This is a genomic window from Glycomyces sp. NPDC047010, from assembly GCF_040644205.1.
Taxonomy (GTDB): Bacteria; Actinomycetota; Actinomycetes; order Mycobacteriales; family Micromonosporaceae; genus Glycomyces.
In genome coordinates, this window is record NZ_JBEYVY010000001.1 from 623,170 (window position 1) to 639,207 (window position 16,038).

13 protein-coding genes are annotated in these 16,038 nt (G+C 71.7%); 9 read left to right on the forward strand and 4 right to left on the reverse strand.

Annotation, left to right across the window (positions count from 1 at the left end):
• Positions 1-21 precede the first annotated feature (21 nt).
• The 3 genes from AB0A65_RS02905 (at position 22) to AB0A65_RS02915 (ending at position 2,670) form a co-directional block, all read left to right on the forward strand.
• Positions 22-753: an ATP-binding cassette domain-containing protein gene (locus tag AB0A65_RS02905; RefSeq protein ID WP_359945225.1), complete on the forward strand. Its 732-nt coding sequence runs from the start codon at positions 22-24 to the stop codon at positions 751-753.
• A complete protein-coding gene (locus AB0A65_RS02910; protein ID WP_359945228.1) occupies positions 750-1,505 on the forward strand; it encodes an ABC transporter permease in 756 nt (251 codons plus the stop codon). Before AB0A65_RS02905 ends, AB0A65_RS02910 begins: the two co-directional genes overlap by 4 nt.
• Before the next feature lie 157 nt (positions 1,506-1,662).
• Positions 1,663-2,670, forward strand: a complete 1,008-nt coding sequence (locus tag AB0A65_RS02915) for a hypothetical protein (protein WP_359945231.1) — start codon at positions 1,663-1,665, stop codon at positions 2,668-2,670.
• A gap of 60 nt (positions 2,671-2,730) precedes the next feature.
• Here the strand turns inward: AB0A65_RS02915 and AB0A65_RS02920 are convergent, their stop codons facing one another.
• Positions 2,731-4,116 carry an NAD(P)H-quinone dehydrogenase gene (locus tag AB0A65_RS02920; RefSeq protein ID WP_359945234.1) on the reverse strand — a complete coding sequence of 462 codons (1,386 nt, stop codon included), beginning with the start codon at positions 4,114-4,116 and terminating at the stop codon, positions 2,731-2,733.
• Positions 4,117-4,179: 63 nt separating this feature from the next.
• Between AB0A65_RS02920 and AB0A65_RS02925 the strand changes: the two genes are divergently transcribed.
• Positions 4,180-4,623 carry a gamma-glutamylcyclotransferase family protein gene (locus tag AB0A65_RS02925; protein WP_359945237.1) on the forward strand — a complete coding sequence of 148 codons (444 nt, stop codon included), beginning with the start codon at positions 4,180-4,182 and terminating at the stop codon, positions 4,621-4,623.
• Positions 4,624-4,769: 146 nt separating this feature from the next.
• Here the strand turns inward: AB0A65_RS02925 and AB0A65_RS02930 are convergent, their stop codons facing one another.
• Together AB0A65_RS02930 and AB0A65_RS02935 are read right to left on the reverse strand one after the other, a co-directional pair.
• Positions 4,770-5,960 (reverse strand): amidohydrolase, encoded by a 1,191-nt coding sequence (locus AB0A65_RS02930; RefSeq protein WP_359945240.1) that lies wholly within the window; start codon positions 5,958-5,960, stop codon positions 4,770-4,772.
• Between the two features lie 536 nt (positions 5,961-6,496).
• Positions 6,497-8,083, reverse strand: coding sequence for a methylmalonyl-CoA mutase family protein (locus AB0A65_RS02935; protein WP_359945243.1), 1,587 nt, complete (start codon positions 8,081-8,083; stop codon positions 6,497-6,499).
• 182 nt (positions 8,084-8,265) lie between these two features.
• On the opposite strand from AB0A65_RS02935, the gene AB0A65_RS02940 reads away from it, so the two are divergent.
• Positions 8,266-10,215, forward strand: a complete 1,950-nt coding sequence (locus AB0A65_RS02940) for a protein kinase (protein WP_359945246.1) — start codon at positions 8,266-8,268, stop codon at positions 10,213-10,215.
• A 56-nt stretch (positions 10,216-10,271) separates the two neighbouring features.
• Positions 10,272-11,945: a phospho-sugar mutase gene (locus AB0A65_RS02945; RefSeq protein ID WP_359945249.1), complete on the forward strand. Its 1,674-nt coding sequence runs from the start codon at positions 10,272-10,274 to the stop codon at positions 11,943-11,945.
• A gap of 48 nt (positions 11,946-11,993) precedes the next feature.
• Here AB0A65_RS02945 and upp read toward each other — a convergent pair whose 3' ends face one another.
• Positions 11,994-12,626: a uracil phosphoribosyltransferase gene (gene upp / locus AB0A65_RS02950; protein WP_359945252.1), complete on the reverse strand. Its 633-nt coding sequence runs from the start codon at positions 12,624-12,626 to the stop codon at positions 11,994-11,996.
• Positions 12,627-12,720: 94 nt separating this feature from the next.
• Here upp and deoC point away from each other — a divergent pair, with 94 nt between their 5' ends.
• The 3 genes from deoC to AB0A65_RS02965 are packed head-to-tail and all read left to right on the forward strand — an operon-like array spanning position 12,721 to position 15,921.
• The gene (gene deoC, locus AB0A65_RS02955) at positions 12,721-13,635 is read left to right on the forward strand and encodes a deoxyribose-phosphate aldolase (RefSeq protein ID WP_359945255.1); all 915 of its coding nucleotides are present in this window, start codon (positions 12,721-12,723) and stop codon (positions 13,633-13,635) included.
• Positions 13,636-13,637: 2 nt separating this feature from the next.
• Positions 13,638-15,056, forward strand: coding sequence for an aldehyde dehydrogenase family protein (locus tag AB0A65_RS02960; protein ID WP_359945258.1), 1,419 nt, complete (start codon positions 13,638-13,640; stop codon positions 15,054-15,056).
• Positions 15,049-15,921, forward strand: a complete 873-nt coding sequence (locus AB0A65_RS02965) for an aldehyde dehydrogenase family protein (RefSeq protein ID WP_359945261.1) — start codon at positions 15,049-15,051, stop codon at positions 15,919-15,921. Before AB0A65_RS02960 ends, AB0A65_RS02965 begins: the two co-directional genes overlap by 8 nt.
• Positions 15,922-16,038: the final 117 nt, after the last annotated feature.

A 16,038-nucleotide genomic window follows, 5' to 3' on the forward strand; every position in this document is an offset into this window, starting at 1 on the left:
CGGCGTCCGTACGTTGGCGGCGTGATCGAAGTCCACAACCTGACCAAGCGGTACCGCGGCGGCACGGCCGTCGACGGTCTCACCTTCACCGTGGAGCCGGGCCGCGTCACCGGCTTCCTCGGACCCAACGGCGCGGGCAAGTCCACCACCATCCGCATGATCCTCGGCCTCGACCGGCCGACGGCCGGGACCGCGCTCGTCGGCGGCCGTCCGTACACCGCCCTGGAGCGTCCCGTCACAGTAGTCGGGGCGCTGCTGGAGGCGGGCGACCTGCACCCGGCCCGTTCGGCCCGCGAGCACCTGACGTGGATCGCGAGGTCCAACGGCCTCGGCCGCGCCCGGGTCGCCGAAGTCCTGGAGGAGACCGGGCTGACCGAGGTCGCCGGCAAGGCGGCCCGCACGTTCTCCCTGGGCATGAAGCAGCGCCTCGGGATCGCCGCGGCCCTGCTCGGCGACCCGGAGGTGCTCATCCTCGACGAGCCGGTGAACGGCCTCGACCCTGAGGGCGTCATCTGGATCCGCACGCTCGCGAAGCGCCTCGCGGGCGAGGGCCGCACAGTCCTCGTCTCCAGCCACCTCATGTCGGAGATGGCGGTGACGGCCTCGCACCTGGTCGTCATCGGCCGCGGGCGCCTGCTCGCCGACCTGCCCACCGAGGAGTTCGTGGCCGCGCACTCCGGATCGAACCTGGAGGAGGCGTTCATGCGCCTGACGAGCGACGCGGTCCAGTACCGCGCGGGAGGGACCCGATGACCGCGTTCACGCAGGCCACGGCCGCCGAGTGGGTGAAGATCCGCTCCGTGCGGTCCACCGCGATCACCCTGGGCCTGTTCGCGCTCGTCGCACTGGGCCTGGCGCTCCTGATCGCCCGCGGCTTCTCGCCGGGCGGCCCGAGGGAGGACGCGGTCCTCCCGATCTTCTTCGGGCTGCTCACCGGTCAGCTCGTGCTCGTGACGTTCGCGGTCGCGACCGTCGGTTCGGAGTTCTCCACCGGCACGATCCGCACCTCGCTCGCGGCGGTGCCCTCGCGCGGCCGGTTCTACGCGGCGAAGATGACCGTCATCGGCCTGACCCTCGCCGCCGCGGCCCTCCTCGTGGAGGCCGTCTCGTACACCCTCGTGCGCCTCGTCATCGGCGACGCGGCCGCGCCGCTGAACGAGTGGTGGACGATCCAGGCGCTCCTCGGCGGCTGGCTCCACCTGACGCTGCTGAGCCTGTTCACCGCGGCGGTCGCGGTGATGCTGCGCAGCACGGTGGTCGCGCTGTCGGTGCTGCTGCCGATCCTGTTCCTGGGCTCGCAGGGCCTGGGGAACCTTCCGGCGATCCAGCCGGTCGTGCAGTACTTCCCCGACCAGGTCGGCATGGTCATCATGCACCTGACGGTGCCGGGCGACGACCGCTTCGGCCGCGACTACGGCCCCTGGGAGGGCATCGCGATCCTCGTCCTGTGGACCGCGGCTGCGCTCGTCGGCGGGTGGATCGCCATGCGCCGCAGGGACGCCTGACCCGCAAGGGCGCGGGGCGGCCCCCGGACCGCGCCGCGCCCTTGTGGACCGTCCCCAATTGAGGGAAGATCCCCACTTCGCGGACCGTTCTCATATAACTTCGCTCTGTAGTCGGCCCGTCACTTCGAGGTCGCGCGACAGGAACGAAGGAGCACCAGTGAAACGCATTGCCATCCTCGGCGCAGGCTCGATGCTGCTCGCCGCCGCCCTGGCCGCGATCCCCGCGACCGCCGGAGCCCAGGACGCCACCGAACTCACCAAGAAGATGCTGGTCGACGCCCCCATGACCGGCGACGGCTCGAACTTCTCGAAGGACGCGATCTCGCTCGACGCGTGCCTCACCGGCGCCACCGAGATCCTCGGCACGAACTACTTCGACTCCTGCGCCGACCAGGCCGTCGGCCCGGTCCCGGAGTCGGGGAAGCAGCCCGGGTACCTCCAGCTCACCGACGCCAGCGAGTACAACGACGGCGCCGCGATCCTCAACCGGGCGCTCCCGAACAAGGGCGGCATCGAGGTCACGTTCGCGCAGTACCAGTACGGCGGCACCGGCGCCGACGGCATCTCGTTCTTCCTCGTGGACGGCGGCACCGACCTCACCGAGCCCGGCGCCCTCGGCGGCAGCCTCGGCTACGCGCAGAACAAGAACTTCGACGGCGTCGACGGCGGCTACCTGGGCCTCGGCCTCGACGCCTGGGGCAACTTCTCGGCCGACACCGAGGGCCGCGGCCAGGGCTGCCCCGAGGACTACCGGGCCCCGTCCTACCTGAGCGTCAATACGAACAAGGCTCCCGACAACGTCGCGCTGCGCGGCCCCGGCGAGGGCCGGAACGGCTACTGCCTGCTCGCCACGACCGCCACGGACGAGAAGATCGGCGAGTACACCGGCGGCGACGTCTACGGCACCAACTTCCCCGAGAGCCTTCGCTCCGAGACCCTCGCGGACGCCAAGCGCCTCGTGAAGCTCAAGGTCGGCGGCGGCGAGAACCCGAAGGTCACCGTGGACCTCGACTTCCTGAACGGCGCCGGCTGGGAGCGGGTCCTGGAGACCACCGTGCCGTTCGCGGCGCCCGACACGTTCAAGATCGGGTTCGCCTCGTCCACGGGCAGCCACACCGACGTCCACCTGATCCGCCACCTGCGCGTCGAGACCTTCGTGGAGTAAGGGAACCGGGAAAAAAGGGGCCCGCGCCGATACGGCGCGGGCCCCTTCCACGTCTGCGGGCTAGAACTCCATGAGCTGGCGGGCGGCCTCGGCGACCGAGCCCGACAGCGACGGGTAGATCGTGAACGTGCGCGCGACCTGCTCCACGGTGAGCCGCTGCTCCACCGCGAGCGCGATCGGCGTGATCAGCTCGGAGGCGCGCGAGCCGACGACGACGCCGCCCGCGACGATCCCGGAGGACTTCCACGCGAACAGCTTCACGAAGCCCTCGGTGCGGTCGAGCATCTTCGCGCGCGGGTTCGACGCGAACGGCAGCATGACGCCGCGGCAGTCCACCTTCCCGGAGTCCACATCGGCCTGGGTGACGCCGACGGAGGCGAGCTCCGGGTCGGTGAACACGTTCGCGGCGACGTGGGCGAGCTTGATGGGGCGCACGGCCTCGCCGAGCGCGTGCCAGATCGCGATGCGGCCCTGCATGGCCGCGACGGAGGCGAGCGCGTGGACGCCGGTGACGTCGCCCGCGGCGTACACGCCGGGGACGTTGGTGCGGGACACCTTGTCGACGGGGATGAACCCGCGCTCGTCCACGGTGATCCCGTAGGCGTGCAGGCCGAGGTTGTCGGAGTTGGGGATCGAGCCGACGCAGATGAGCGCGTGCGAGCCCTGGATGACGGTGCCGTCGTCGAGTTCGACCTCGACGCCGTCGTCGGTGCGGCGGGCGGCGGCGGCGCGGGAGTGGTTGCGCACGTCCATGCCGCGGCGCACGAACACGCGGCCGACGGTCTCGGCGGCCTCGGCGTCCTCGTGGGGCATGACGCGGTCGCGGGAGGAGATGAGGGTGACCTCGGAGCCCATGGCGAGGTACGCGGAGGCGAACTCGGCGCCGGTGACGCCGGAGCCGACGACGATGAGGTGCTCGGGGAGCTCCTTGAGGTCGTACAGCTGGCGCCAGGTGAGGATGCGCTCGCCGTCGACGGGGGCGGAGGTGAGGGTGCGGGGGGTGGCGCCGGTGGCGATGAGGACGACGTCGGCGTCGGCGTCGAACGGCTCGCCTTCGAGGGGGACCACGTGGAGTTCGTGGACGTAGTTGTAGCCCTTGTCGACGCGGAGGGCGCCGCGGCCGTAGACGATGTTGACGCCCTGGTTGACGAGCTTCTGGGCGATGTCGGCGGACTGCTGGGTGGCGAGGCGGCGCACCCGGCCGTTGACCGCGACGGGGTCGGTCGTGGCCTCCTTGGCCGCCACGCCGAGCTCGGCGGATTCGTGGATCTCGGTGAGCACGTTGGAGGCCGCGATGAACGTCTTCGAGGGGACGCAGTCGGAGAGGACGCAGGCCCCGCCTGCGCCCGTGGCCTCGATGAGGGTGACGTCGGCGCCGAGCTGGGCCGCCACGAGGGCGGCCTCGTACCCGGCCGGGCCTCCGCCGATGATCGCTACTCGTGCCACGGGGCGCGCCTTTCGGTGTTCGGGATGCTTCAGTGCGGGCAGGTTTAAGGGTATCTTCGAGTCGTGCATCTCTATGCCGCGTATGGCTCGAATCTCGACCCTGCCCGCATGCGCGCGACCTGCCCGCGGTCGCCGCTGGTGGGCACGGGCTGGCTGGAAGGCTGGCGCCTGACCTTCGGCAATGCGGACCTCGGAACGGAATCCGCGGTCGCCACCGTGGTCGAAGCGCCCGGCGAGCGGGTCTTCGTGTCGCTCTACGACCTCGACCCGGCGGACAAGCAGGTCCTCGACGAGCTGGAGGGCTTCAACTCCAAGCTCTACCGCAAGATGCACTCCCAGGCCGCGACCCTGGAGGCGAACCGCCAGGTGTGGCTGTACGTCTTCGAGGGCTTCGAGGGCGGCCTGCCGTCCCAGTGGTACCTGGACGAGATCCTCCGCGCCGCCGAGGCGGCCGGTGCCCCGCAGGACTACGTCGAGGCCCTGCGCAAGCGCCCGACCGCTGAGTAGTCCCAGCTCACGACTCCTTGTCGCCCCTACCGGATACGGTTCGGATAGGGGCGCTTCGGATGTCCGTTTTGCCCGGACTCTCCGTTCACATTCCGCAAGCACGGCCGCGGGGCGGACGCGATGCGCCCGCCCCGCTCCGCCTGTGTCTAGAACGCCGGGCTCTGGGCCGCGGCCAGGACCGTGTGGATCATGACGCGCACGCCGTGCGAGAGGGCGTCCTCGTCGATGTCGAAGTTGCCCTGGTGGATGTCGAGCCGCTCCCCCGGGCGCCCGACCCCGAGGCGCGCCATGGCGCCGGGGATCTGCTCCAGGTAGTACGCGAAGTCCTCGCCGCCCATGGACATCGGGGCCTCGACGACGGCGTCCGGTCCGAGCGCGGCGGCCGCAGCGCCGGCGAACATCGCGGAGGCGGCGCGGTCGTTGACGACCGGCGGCACGCCGCGGCGGTAGTCGATCTCGCACTCCACGCCGGAGGCGCGGGCGACCGAGCGGGTGATCTCCTGGACCAGGTCCGGGATCATGTCCCAGGTCTCGCGGCCGTGGACGCGGACCGTGGCCCGCGCGAGGGCCTCCTGCGGGATCGCGTTGGCGGCCTCCCCGGCCTGGACCGCGCCGAAGACGATCGCGACGGACTGCCGCGGGTCGAGGCGGCGGTTGACCAGCGCGGGGACGTCGACGACGACGCGGCCGATGGCGTTCACCAGGTCGTGCGTGAGGTGCGGGCGGGACGTGTGGCCGCCGCGGCCCTTCATGCGGACTTCCATGACATCGCACGCGGCCGTCAGGGGCCCGTTGCGCACGCCGATCTTCCCGGCCTGGAACTGCGGGTCGCAGTGGAACGCGAAGATCGCGTCGACGTCGGTGAGCGCCCCGTACTTGATCATCGTGGGCGCCCCGGACGGGAACTGCTCCTCGGACGGCTGGAACACCAGGCGGAAGCGCCCGGGCAGGCCCTCGCGGGCCTCCAGCTCGTGGAGGACCCGGCCGACGCCGAGGAGCATCGCGGTGTGCGCGTCGTGGCCGCACGCGTGGCAGACGCCGTCGACGGTGGACCGGTACGGGACCTGCTTCGGGTCGTGGATGGGCAGGGCGTCCATGTCGGCGCGGATCGCGATGACCCGGTCGCCGGTGCCGATGTCGCAGGTCAGGCCCGTGCCGTCGGGGATGATCTGGGGCTGGAGCCCGGCTTCGAGGAGCCGCGCGGCCACGTAGTCGGCGGTGTCGTGCTCCTGGCGCGACAGGCGCGGGTTCGCGTGGATGTGGCGGCGGGCCGCGACGACCTCGTGCGCGTGGGCGTCGAGCCAGGCGTCGAGGAAGTCCGGCAGCGATGTGGACATGACCTGCTCCGAAGCGGTGGTGCCGGAAGTGGCGCTCCCGGCTGCGGTGTCGAACGAGGGCAAGGCGGCGGGTACCACGAGACAGGACTCCGGTGCGACGGCACTCGGCAGCGGCTCATTGGACTTGGTGGCGGTACCCATCTCGACGACTTTCTCCGCAGTGAGCGTGTACATTTCCTTCGCGCCTCGCAATTCGCGTTCGAGGATCAAAGCCATTGGAGTGCGATCCGGCAAGCTTAATCCGATCGCGCTCCGTTGCGGCTAGCGCCGTGATTTGCGACGCCCGGCGGCCGCTTCCGGGCGCATCGTGGCGAGCCCGGGGTCACGGCCGCGCGACAGCCGGTCACGGCCCTGTGGGCCGAACCTGCCGTCATAAGGCATAACGCTTGCCGAGCCGATAAGTTACGGCCGAGATCCGACTTTTGAACAGACGGCGGACGCGTCGCCGTTCGATGACGCGTCCGCATCGAGTCTTTCCCCGCGAGGGCTTTCCGGCGACAGACGCTATGTGCGTTCACCGGTCCGGGTCCATTCGGTCACCAGTTGTCGGCGGGGACGTGGCGGCCCCATTCGGCGGCGAGCGCCGTGCACACCTCGCCCACGGTGGCCCCGGCCCTCAAGGCGCGCTTGAGCGGGTAGAGCACGTTCGCGGTCCCCGCGGCGGCGCTCTTCACCTCTGCGAGAGCCGCTTCCAGCTCCGCGGCGTCGCGTCCGGCGCGGTGGGCGGCGAGCCGCTCGACCTGCGCCGCCTCGATCGCGGGGTCCACTTTGAGCGGTGAATAGGGCGCTTCGTCCCCGTTGAGGATGTATTTGTTGACGCCGACGACGGTCTGCTCCCCGGAGTCGATGCGCTTGGCCGTCTCGTAGGCGCTGCGCTCGATCTCGCTTTTCTGGAAGCCCTCTTCGATGGCGGCGACGGCGGAGCCGTGCGCGAAGACCGCGTCGATGAGGCGCAGGGCCTCGGCCTCGACCTCGTCGGTGAGGGCCTCGACGGCGTAGGACCCGGCGAACGGGTCGACGGTGTCGGTCAGGTCCGTCTCGGCGGCGATGACCTGCTGGGTGCGCAGGGCCAGGCGCGCGGAGGTGTCGGTGGGCAGCGCGATGGCCTCGTCGTACGCGTTCGTGTGGAGCGACTGGGTGCCGCCGAGGACGGCGGCGATCGCCTGGACGGTGACGCGTGCGAGGTTCACCTCCGGCTGCTGCGCGGTGAGCTCGACCCCGGCGGTCTGGGTGTGGAACCGCAGCCGCATCGAGCGGGGGTCCTTGGCATTGAAGCGGTCGCGCATGACGTGGGCCCAGATGCGGCGCGCGGCCCGGAACTTCGCGACCTCGGTGAGGAGCGTGGACCGGGCGACGAAGAAGAAGGACAGGCGCGGCGCGAACGCGTCGACGTCGAGTCCGGCGGCGAGCGCGCAGTTGACGTACTCGATGCCGTCGGCGAGCGTGAACGCGAGCTCCTGCGCGGGGGTCGCCCCGGCCTCGGCCATGTGGTAGCCGGAGATGGAGATCGTGTTCCACTGCGGGAGTTCGGCGGCGCAGTACGCGAACGTGTCGGCGACGAGCCGCAGGGACGGCGCGGGCGGGAAGATGTACGTCCCGCGGGCGATGTACTCCTTGAGGATGTCGTTCTGGATCGTCCCGCGCAGCGCGGCGGGGTCGACGCCCTGCTCCTCGGCGACCAGCTGGTACAGGAGCAGCAGGACGGCGGCGGGCGCGTTGATCGTCATCGACGTGGAGACCTCGCCGAGGGGGATGTCCGCGAAGAGGGTCCGCATGTCGGCCACGGAGTCGACGGCGACGCCGACCTTGCCGACCTCTCCGGCGGCCTCGGGGGCGTCGGAGTCGTAGCCCATCTGGGTGGGCAGGTCGAACGCGACGGACAGGCCGGTCGTGCCCGCGGCCAGGAGGTCCCGGTAGCGGCGGTTCGACTCGGCGGCCGTGGCGAAGCCCGCGTACTGGCGCATCGTCCAGGGGCGGGACGTGTACATGGTCGGGTGGACGCCGCGCGTGTAGGGGAAGGACCCGGGTTCGCCGAGCCGCTCCGCCAGATCGTCCGCGGCGTCGGCGGGGCCGTAGACGGGTCGGATCTCGATCCCCTCGCGGCCTTGCGGTGACGACTGCATGGCTGCCATCCTAGGTGGTGAACCGCGCCTCCGGGAAGCAGTGCGCCCCCCGGCGGCGCCTTCGCGCACCTGGCCCCGCGCCCCGCCCGCGCCGTGACCGAGGATCACTTGTGTATCCCCGGTCCCGCACCGGTGGCCGGGACGCGGCAGACTAGGAGGGATCCCTCGCGAGGAGTGGTTGCATGACGTACTCATCTGACTACGGTCGCGGTGGTCCCGGCGCCTATGAGGACCCCCGATCCGGCGCGGTGCCGTCCCCTCGGTACTCCCCGGAGTCCGAAGGCGCCCAAGGCGACCCGTACGGCTCGGAGCCGCGGCGCGACCCGCACCCGTCCCTGGGCGGGAGGTTCACGGGCTCGGACCCGCACCCCTCCGGCCAGCAGGGCTACAACCGCGACCCGTACGGCGGGGACTCCTACGGCGACTCCTCGTACCGGCACAGCTCCTCGTACGGCAACTACGGGAACCTCGGGCAGTCCTTCGCCGTCGGCGGCGAGCCGGGGCAGCGCCCGGGCCCCGGCGGCCCCGCGAACCGGGCCCGCCCCGGCGACCTGGTGGGCGACCGGTACCGGCTCGAAGACCTCGTCGGCAAGGGCGGCAACGGGTCCGTGTGGCGCGCCACCGACACCGTGCTGCGCCGCGAGGTGGCCCTCAAAGAGGTGTTCCTGCCCCCGGACCTCCCGCCGCAGGAGCGCGTCCAGCTCATCGACCGGTCCCGGCGCGAGGCCCAGATCGCCGCGGGGCTCTCGCACCCGTCGGTGATCCGCGTGTTCGACGTCGTCGAGCACGGCGGCCTGCCGTGGATCGTCATGGAGCTGCTCCAGTCCCGGAGCCTCGCCGAGATCCTCTCGCAGGACGGGCCGCTCCAGCCGCGCGTCGCCGCGAAGATCGGCCTCGCGCTCGTGGGCGCCCTCCAGGCGGCGCACGACGCGGGGATCATCCACCGCGACGTCAAGCCCGGGAACGTCCTCATCTCCACCGACGGGCGCTGCGTCCTCTCCGACTTCGGTGCGGCCCAGCTGCACCAGGTCTCGGGCGGCACCACCCCCGGCAAAGTGCTCGGCTCGGCGCACTACATCGCGCCCGAGCGGGCCGTCGGCCACCCGGCCGAGCCCGCCTCCGACGTGTTCAGCCTCGGCGTGACCCTGTACGCCGCGGTCGAGGGGCGCCCGCCCTTCGACCGCGGCGACGCCGTCTCCACGATGCGCGCGGTCGTCCAGGAGCCCCCGGAGAGCCCCCGCAACGCCGGGCCGCTCACGCCGCTCCTCGGCGGGATGCTCGCCAAGGACCCGGCCCAGCGCATGCAGCTCCCCGAAGTGCGCCACGAACTCCAGACCCTCCTCTCCGGGCAGTTCGCCGGCCCCGGCGGGCCCGGCCACCAGTCCCCGCCCTACCGCCCCGACCAGGGCTACCAGGAGGGGCCGCCGTCCCAGACGGGCCCGCGCCCGCGGGTGCGCGACGTCGAGCCCGAACCGGAGCGCGGCAACCCGTGGAAGTCCGGGGCCGTCATCGCGATCTGCATCCTCCTCGCGCTCGTCCTCGGATGGGGCGCCTACAAGGTCCTCACCGGCGAGGACGGCGGCGGATCGGGCGCCGAGGACCCGGGCACCAGCGGCGACGCGTCCGACGGCGGCGAGTCCACCGAAGGCGGGGGCGAGTCCCCCGAGGGCGACGACGGCGCCGCGCCGTTCGAGACCGCCACCTACGAGGGCGACGGCTTCACCGTCGCGTACCCGAAGGACTGGTCCGAGGGCGAGGGCGGCGACGACTCCGTGTCGTTCTTCAACCCCGACGACGACACCCAGTGGGTGCGGTTCTACTCCGGTTCCGACCGCGGCGCGGGCGACCCCGAGGGCTACCTCTCGGAGTACTTCGACGGCCTCGGCGCCGAGATGACCGACCTGGAGCAGGTCCGCCTGGAGGCGACCGAGATCGGCGGCATGAGCGGCGCGGTCCTGGAGTACACCGGCACGAACCTCGACGACACCGGCGCGCAGCGGCACTCGGTGTGGGCGATCGTGGACGCCGGCGACGGCACCACGTTCGGCGTCTTCGTCTCCGGCGACGCGGATACATGGGACCTATCACAAGGGGTGTACGACACCGCCGCCTCCTCGTTCGCTACCGGCTGAGGCCACACCGTCCGCAACACCGGTCTCCCAGGCTGCGGATATGCGACCATTTCCCCATGACCGACTCTGCGCCAGCCATCGACGCGAACCTTGATGCGCTGCGAGCCGAAGCGCTCCAGTGGATCACCGACGACCCCGACAAGGCCGGCCGCGACGAGCTCTACCGGCTCCTCGACGGCCTCCCCGGGACCGCCGCCGAACTCGCCGACCGGTTCTCCGGCCGCCTGAAGTTCGGGACCGCGGGTCTGCGCGGCCCGCTCCGCGCGGGCCCCAACGGGATGAACCTCGCCGTCGTCCGCGCCGCCGCCGCAGGGCTCGCGAACTGGCTGGACGCCAAGGGCGCCGAAGGACCCGTCGTCATCGGCTACGACGCCCGCCACGGCTCCCGCGACTTCGCCGTCGAGACCGCCCGCGTCGTCACCGGCTCCGGCCGCCGGGCCCTGCTCATGCCCGGCCCGCTGCCGACCCCGGTGACCGCGTTCGCCGTCACCCACCTCGACGGCGCCGCCGCCGTGCAGGTCACCGCCAGCCACAACCCGCCGCAGGACAACGGCTACAAGGTGTACCTGGGCCGCGAGCTCGGCGGGGACCTCGGCGCGGGCGCGCAGATCGTCCCGCCCGCCGACACCGAGATCGAGGCCGCGATCGAAGCGCTCGGGCCGCTCTCGGAGATCCCCCTCGGCGACGAGGGCGAGACCCTCGACGGGACGGTCCTCGACGAGTACCTGGCCGCCATCGCCTCGGTGGTCGACCCCGACGACCCCAAGCGCCTCGCCTCCGTGGCGACCCCGATGCACGGCGTCGGCGGCTCCACCTTGGTGAAGGCCATGGAGAAGGCCGGGTTCCCGGCCCCGGCGCTCGTGCCCGAGCAGGCCGAGCCCGACGCGGACTTCCCCACCGTCGCGTTCCCGAACCCGGAGGAGCCCGGCGCGATCGACCTGCTCAAGGCCCTCGCGGCCGAAGAGGGCGCGGACGTGGCGCTGGCGCTCGACCCGGACGCCGACCGCTGCTCGGTCGCCGTCCCCACCGGCGACGGCGGCTGGCGCCAGCTCTCCGGCAACGAAGTGGGCGTGCTCCTCGCGGACCACTGGATGCGCAAGGGCCGCACCGGGACCTACGCGACCACGATCGTGTCGACCACGCAGCTCAAGGCCATGTGCGAGAAGCGCGGCCACGCCTACATGGAGACCCTCACCGGCTTCAAGTGGCTGGCCCGCACCAGCCCCGACCTGGCGTTCGCGTTCGAGGAGGCCCTCGGGTACTGCGTCGCGCCGGAGTTCCTGCGCGACAAGGACGGCATCTCCGCGTCCCTCGTGGTCGCCGAGATCGCCGCCGGGCAGGCCGCCCGGTTCGCGACGCTCCAGGACCGCCTGGACGAGCTCGCCGAGGAGTTCGGCGTGTACGAGACCGGGCAGCTGTCGGTGCGCGTGGAGGACCTGAGTGAGATCGCCGCGTGCATGAAGCGCCTGCGCGCCAACAAGCCCGCGTCGCTGCTGGACGAACCGGTCACCGACTACCTCGACCGGCTCCCCGAGGCCGACGTGGTCACGCTGACGACGGCGAACGCCCGCGTCGTGTGCCGCCCGTCCGGGACCGAGCCGAAGCTCAAGGCGTACCTGGAGGTCCGCGAGGACACCGGCGGCGACCTGACCGCGGCCCGCGAGCGCGCCCGCGCGGGCGTCGAGGCGCTGCGCGCGGAGGTCGCCGGCATCCTCGGCGTCCCGCACTAGAGGACGTGCAGAAGGGGGCCGCGGGATGCGGCCCCCTTTCCTTTTCGGCTAGAAGCGGCGGTAGGCGCCGAACTGGCGGTCGCCCGCGTCGCCGAGGCCGGGGACGATGTAGGCCTTCTCGTTGAGCTCCGGGTCCACCGCGGCGGTGGTCATGCGCATCGCGATCCCCGAGTGCTCCAGTTTCGCGATCCCGTCGGGCGCGCAGAGCACGCTGACCAGGTCGATGTGCGTGCAGCCGCGGGCGGCGATCATCTCGCAGCAGCGCAGGAGCGAGCCGCCGGTGGCGACCATGGGGTCGAGGACGATGACGTGGCGTCCGGCCAGGTCGTCCGGGAGGGATTCCATGTAGGCGTAGGGCTCGTGCGTCTCCTCGTCGCGGGCGAGGCCGACGAAGCCCATGGAGGCGTCGGGGATCATGGCCTGCGCGGCGTCGGCCATGCCGAGCCCCGCGCGCAGCACCGGGACCAGGAGCGGCGGGTTCCCCAGCCGGAAGCCCTTCGCCGTGGCGACGGGGGTCCTGATCTCGTATTCGGCGACGGCCACGTCGCGCGTGGCCTCGTAGACGAGCATCATGGTGAGCTCGTGCAGGGCGGCCCGGAACCTCGGTGAGTCCGAGCGCTCGTCGCGCATGGCGGTGAGCCGTTCGGCGGCGAGCGGGTGTTCGACGATCTTGACATCCACGGTTCATAACCTTAACGCCCAGTTCGCCGCGCTAATGTGAGCTGGTCACCACAGTCTGATTCAGCGGTCACAGAGATACGGATACGATCGGGTCATGGGATCAATTCTGAGCGGCGCCGAGGCCGCGTCCCTCGTCCGCGCCCTTCCGGGCGTCGACGCGGTCGGCCTCGAAGCGCGCGCGGCGGGGCTCTCCACCCGCTCGGTCAAGACGACGTCGAAGGCGCACGCCATCGACCTCGCGATCAGCATGATCGACCTCACCACCCTCGAAGGGGCCGACACCCCGGGCAAGGTCCGCTCGCTCGCCGCGAAGGCCCGCCGCCCCGACGGCGACGCGCCCGCCACCGCGGCCGTCTGCGTCTACCCGTCGATGGTCGCCACCGCGAAGGAGGCGCTCGAAGGCAGCGGCGTGCTCGTCGCCTCCGTCGCCACGGGCTTCCCCGCCGGGCAGGTCCCGCTCGACGTGCGGCTCGCCGACACCGAGTCCGCGGTGCGGGCCGGGGCCGACGAGATCGACATGGTCATCAACCGCGGCGCGTTCCTCGCCGGGGACCTCGAACGGGTCTTCCACGAGATCAAGGCCGTCAAGGCCGCGTCCGGCGACGCCCGGCTCAAGGTGATCCTGGAGACCGGCGAGCTCGCCACCTACGACGCGGTGCGCCGGGCGTCGTGGCTCGCGATGTACGCCGGCGCCGACTTCATCAAGACCTCCACGGGCAAGGTGGGCGTCAACGCGACCCTGCCCGTGACGCTGCTGATGATGCAGGCCGTGCGCGACTACCGGGCCGCCACCGGCGTCCAGGTCGGCGTCAAGCCCGCGGGCGGCATCCGCAACACCAAGGACGCGATCAAGTACCTCGTCACCGTGAACGAGGTCCTCGGCGACGACTGGCTCTCGAACCACTGGTTCCGCTTCGGCGCGTCCAGCCTCCTCAACGACCTGCTCATGCAGCGCCAGAAGCTCAAGACCGGCCACTACTCCGGCCCCGACTACGTGACGGTGGACTAGCCATGTTCGAGTACGCCCCCGCACCCGAGTCGGTGCGGCCCGACATCAAAGAGCACTACGGGCTCTTCATCGACGGCGAGTTCACCGACGGCGAATCCGTCTTCAAGTCGGTGAACCCCGCGACCGAGGAAGTCCTGTTCACCGTCGCCGAGGCGGGCGAAGCGGACGTCGCGCGCGCCGTCGCCGCGGCCCGCCGCGCGCAGGAGGCCGTGTGGGGACCGATGAGCGGCGCCGAGCGCGGCAAGTACCTGTTCCGCATCGCCCGGCTCCTCCAGGAGCGGGCCCGCGAGTTCGCCGTGGCCGAGTCCCTCGACAACGGCAAGCCCATCAAGGAGACCCGCGACTTCGACGTCCCGACCGCCGCGCAGCACTTCTTCTACCACGCCGGATGGGCCGACAAGCTCTCCTACGCGGGGCTCGGCGCCGACCCGAAGCCGCTCGGCGTCGTCGGCCAGGTCATCCCGTGGAACTTCCCGCTGCTCATGCTCGCGTGGAAGATCGCGCCCGCGCTCGCGTGCGGGAACACGGTGGTGCTCAAGCCCGCCGAGACCACGCCGCTCACCGCGCTCATGTTCGCCGAGCTGTGCCAGGAGGCCGACCTGCCCGCGGGCGTCGTCAACATCCTCCCCGGCGCCGGTGCCGCGGGCGCCGCGGTCGTCAACAGCCCTGTGGACAAAGTCGCCTTCACCGGCTCCACGGCCGTGGGCCGCGCCATCGCGAAGGCCGTCGCGGGCTCCAAGAAGAAGGTCACCCTGGAGCTGGGCGGCAAGGCCGCGAACATCGTCTTCGACGACGCCCCCGTCGACCAGGCCGTCGAGGGCATCGTCAACGGCATCTTCTTCAACCAGGGGCACGTGTGCTGCGCCGGTTCGCGGCTCCTCGTGCAGGAGTCCGTGGCCGATGAGGTGCTCGCGCGCCTCAAGGAGCGCGTGTCGACCCTGAGGGTCGGCGACCCGCTCGACAAGAACACCGACATCGGCGCCATCAACTCCGCCGAGCAGCTCGCCCGCATCACCGCCCTCACCGAGGCCGGGCGCGGCGAGGGCGCCGACGTGTGGCAGCCCGCCTGCGACCTGCCCGAGAACGGCTTCTGGTTCCGCCCCACCGTGTTCACCGGGGTGCAGCAGTCCATGCGGATCGCGCAGGAGGAGATCTTCGGGCCCGTGCTCAGCGTCCTCACGTTCCGCACGCCCGACGAGGCGATCGCCAAGGCCAACAACACGCCCTACGGCCTCTCGGCCGGGGTGTGGACCGAGAAGGGCTCCAAGATCCTGTGGGCGGCCGAGCGGCTGCGCGCGGGCGTGGTGTGGGCCAACACGTTCAACCAGTTCGACGCCGCCAGCCCCTTCGGCGGCCTGAAGGAGTCCGGATACGGCCGCGAAGGCGGCCGCCAGGGACTGGAGGCGTACCTCGATGTCTGATCGACTCCAGGTCAAGAAGACCTACAAGCTGTACGTCGGCGGGAAGTTCCCCCGCTCCGAGTCCGGAAGGAGCTACCCGGTGAGCAGCCCCGACGGGACCGAGCTGGCCAACGCCGCGCTCGCCAGCCGCAAGGACGCCCGCGACGCCGTCGCCGCCGCGCGCAAGGCCCAGCGGTCCTGGGCCGGGCAGACCGCGTACCTGCGCGGGCAGATCCTGTACCGCGCCGCCGAGATGCTCGAAGGCCGCGCCGGGCAGTTCGCCGAAGAGCTCGCCGACGCCACCGGGGCCGAACCGCACGAGGCGCTCGGCACCGTCGAGGCCGCGATCGACCGGCTCGTCCACTACGCGGGCTGGACCGACAAGTACACGTCCGTCCTCGGCGGCGCGAACCCCGTGGCCGGGCCGTACTTCAACCACACCACGCCCGAACCGCTCGGCGTCGTCGCCGCGATCGCCCCGCAGGACGACCCGCTGCTGGGCCTCATCGAGGTCATCGCGCCCGCCATCGCCTCCGGGAACACCGTGGTCGTGCTCGCGAGCGAGGCGAAGCCCCTGCCCGCGTTGAGCTTCGGTGAGGTCCTGGCGACCTCCGACCTGCCCGGCGGGGTGGTGAACCTGTTGAGCGGCAAGGCCACCGAGGTCGCGCCGCACCTGGCGTCCCACGCCGACGTCAACGGGCTCGATCTCACGGGCGCCGACGCGGACCTGGCGGCCTCCCTGGAGGCCGCGGCCGCCGAGACCCTCAAGGTCGTGCGCCGCCCCGGGAAGGGCGGCAACGCGCTCGACCTGCTGCGGCAGTGGACCGAGTACAAGACCGTGTGGCACCCGGCCGGGATGGCCGCGGGCGCCGGAGGCGCGTACTAGTGATCGATCCGGGGCCCTTTCCGCTACCGCGGAAAGGGCCCCGTCGCTATCCACAAAGAAAAGCGCACACCGGATGCGATGGGGCGCGCCCTTGCGTCGTAGGCTGTTCCCCAGCTA

Bases quoted from the DNA above. Each gene is read 5' to 3' on its own strand.
- AB0A65_RS02910 (WP_359945228.1), top strand. From the start codon at position 750: ATGACCGCGTTCACGCAGGCCACGGCCGCCGAGTGGGTGAAGATCCGC.
- AB0A65_RS02930 (WP_359945240.1), bottom strand. From the start codon at position 5,960: ATGTCCACATCGCTGCCGGACTTCCTCGACGCCTGGCTCGACGCCCAC.
- AB0A65_RS02935 (WP_359945243.1), bottom strand. From the start codon at position 8,083: ATGCAGTCGTCACCGCAAGGCCGCGAGGGGATCGAGATCCGACCCGTC.
- AB0A65_RS02940 (WP_359945246.1), top strand. From the start codon at position 8,266: ATGACGTACTCATCTGACTACGGTCGCGGTGGTCCCGGCGCCTATGAG.
- AB0A65_RS02945 (WP_359945249.1), top strand. From the start codon at position 10,272: ATGACCGACTCTGCGCCAGCCATCGACGCGAACCTTGATGCGCTGCGA.
- deoC (WP_359945255.1), top strand. From the start codon at position 12,721: ATGGGATCAATTCTGAGCGGCGCCGAGGCCGCGTCCCTCGTCCGCGCC.
- AB0A65_RS02960 (WP_359945258.1), top strand. From the start codon at position 13,638: ATGTTCGAGTACGCCCCCGCACCCGAGTCGGTGCGGCCCGACATCAAA.
- AB0A65_RS02965 (WP_359945261.1), top strand. From the start codon at position 15,049: ATGTCTGATCGACTCCAGGTCAAGAAGACCTACAAGCTGTACGTCGGC.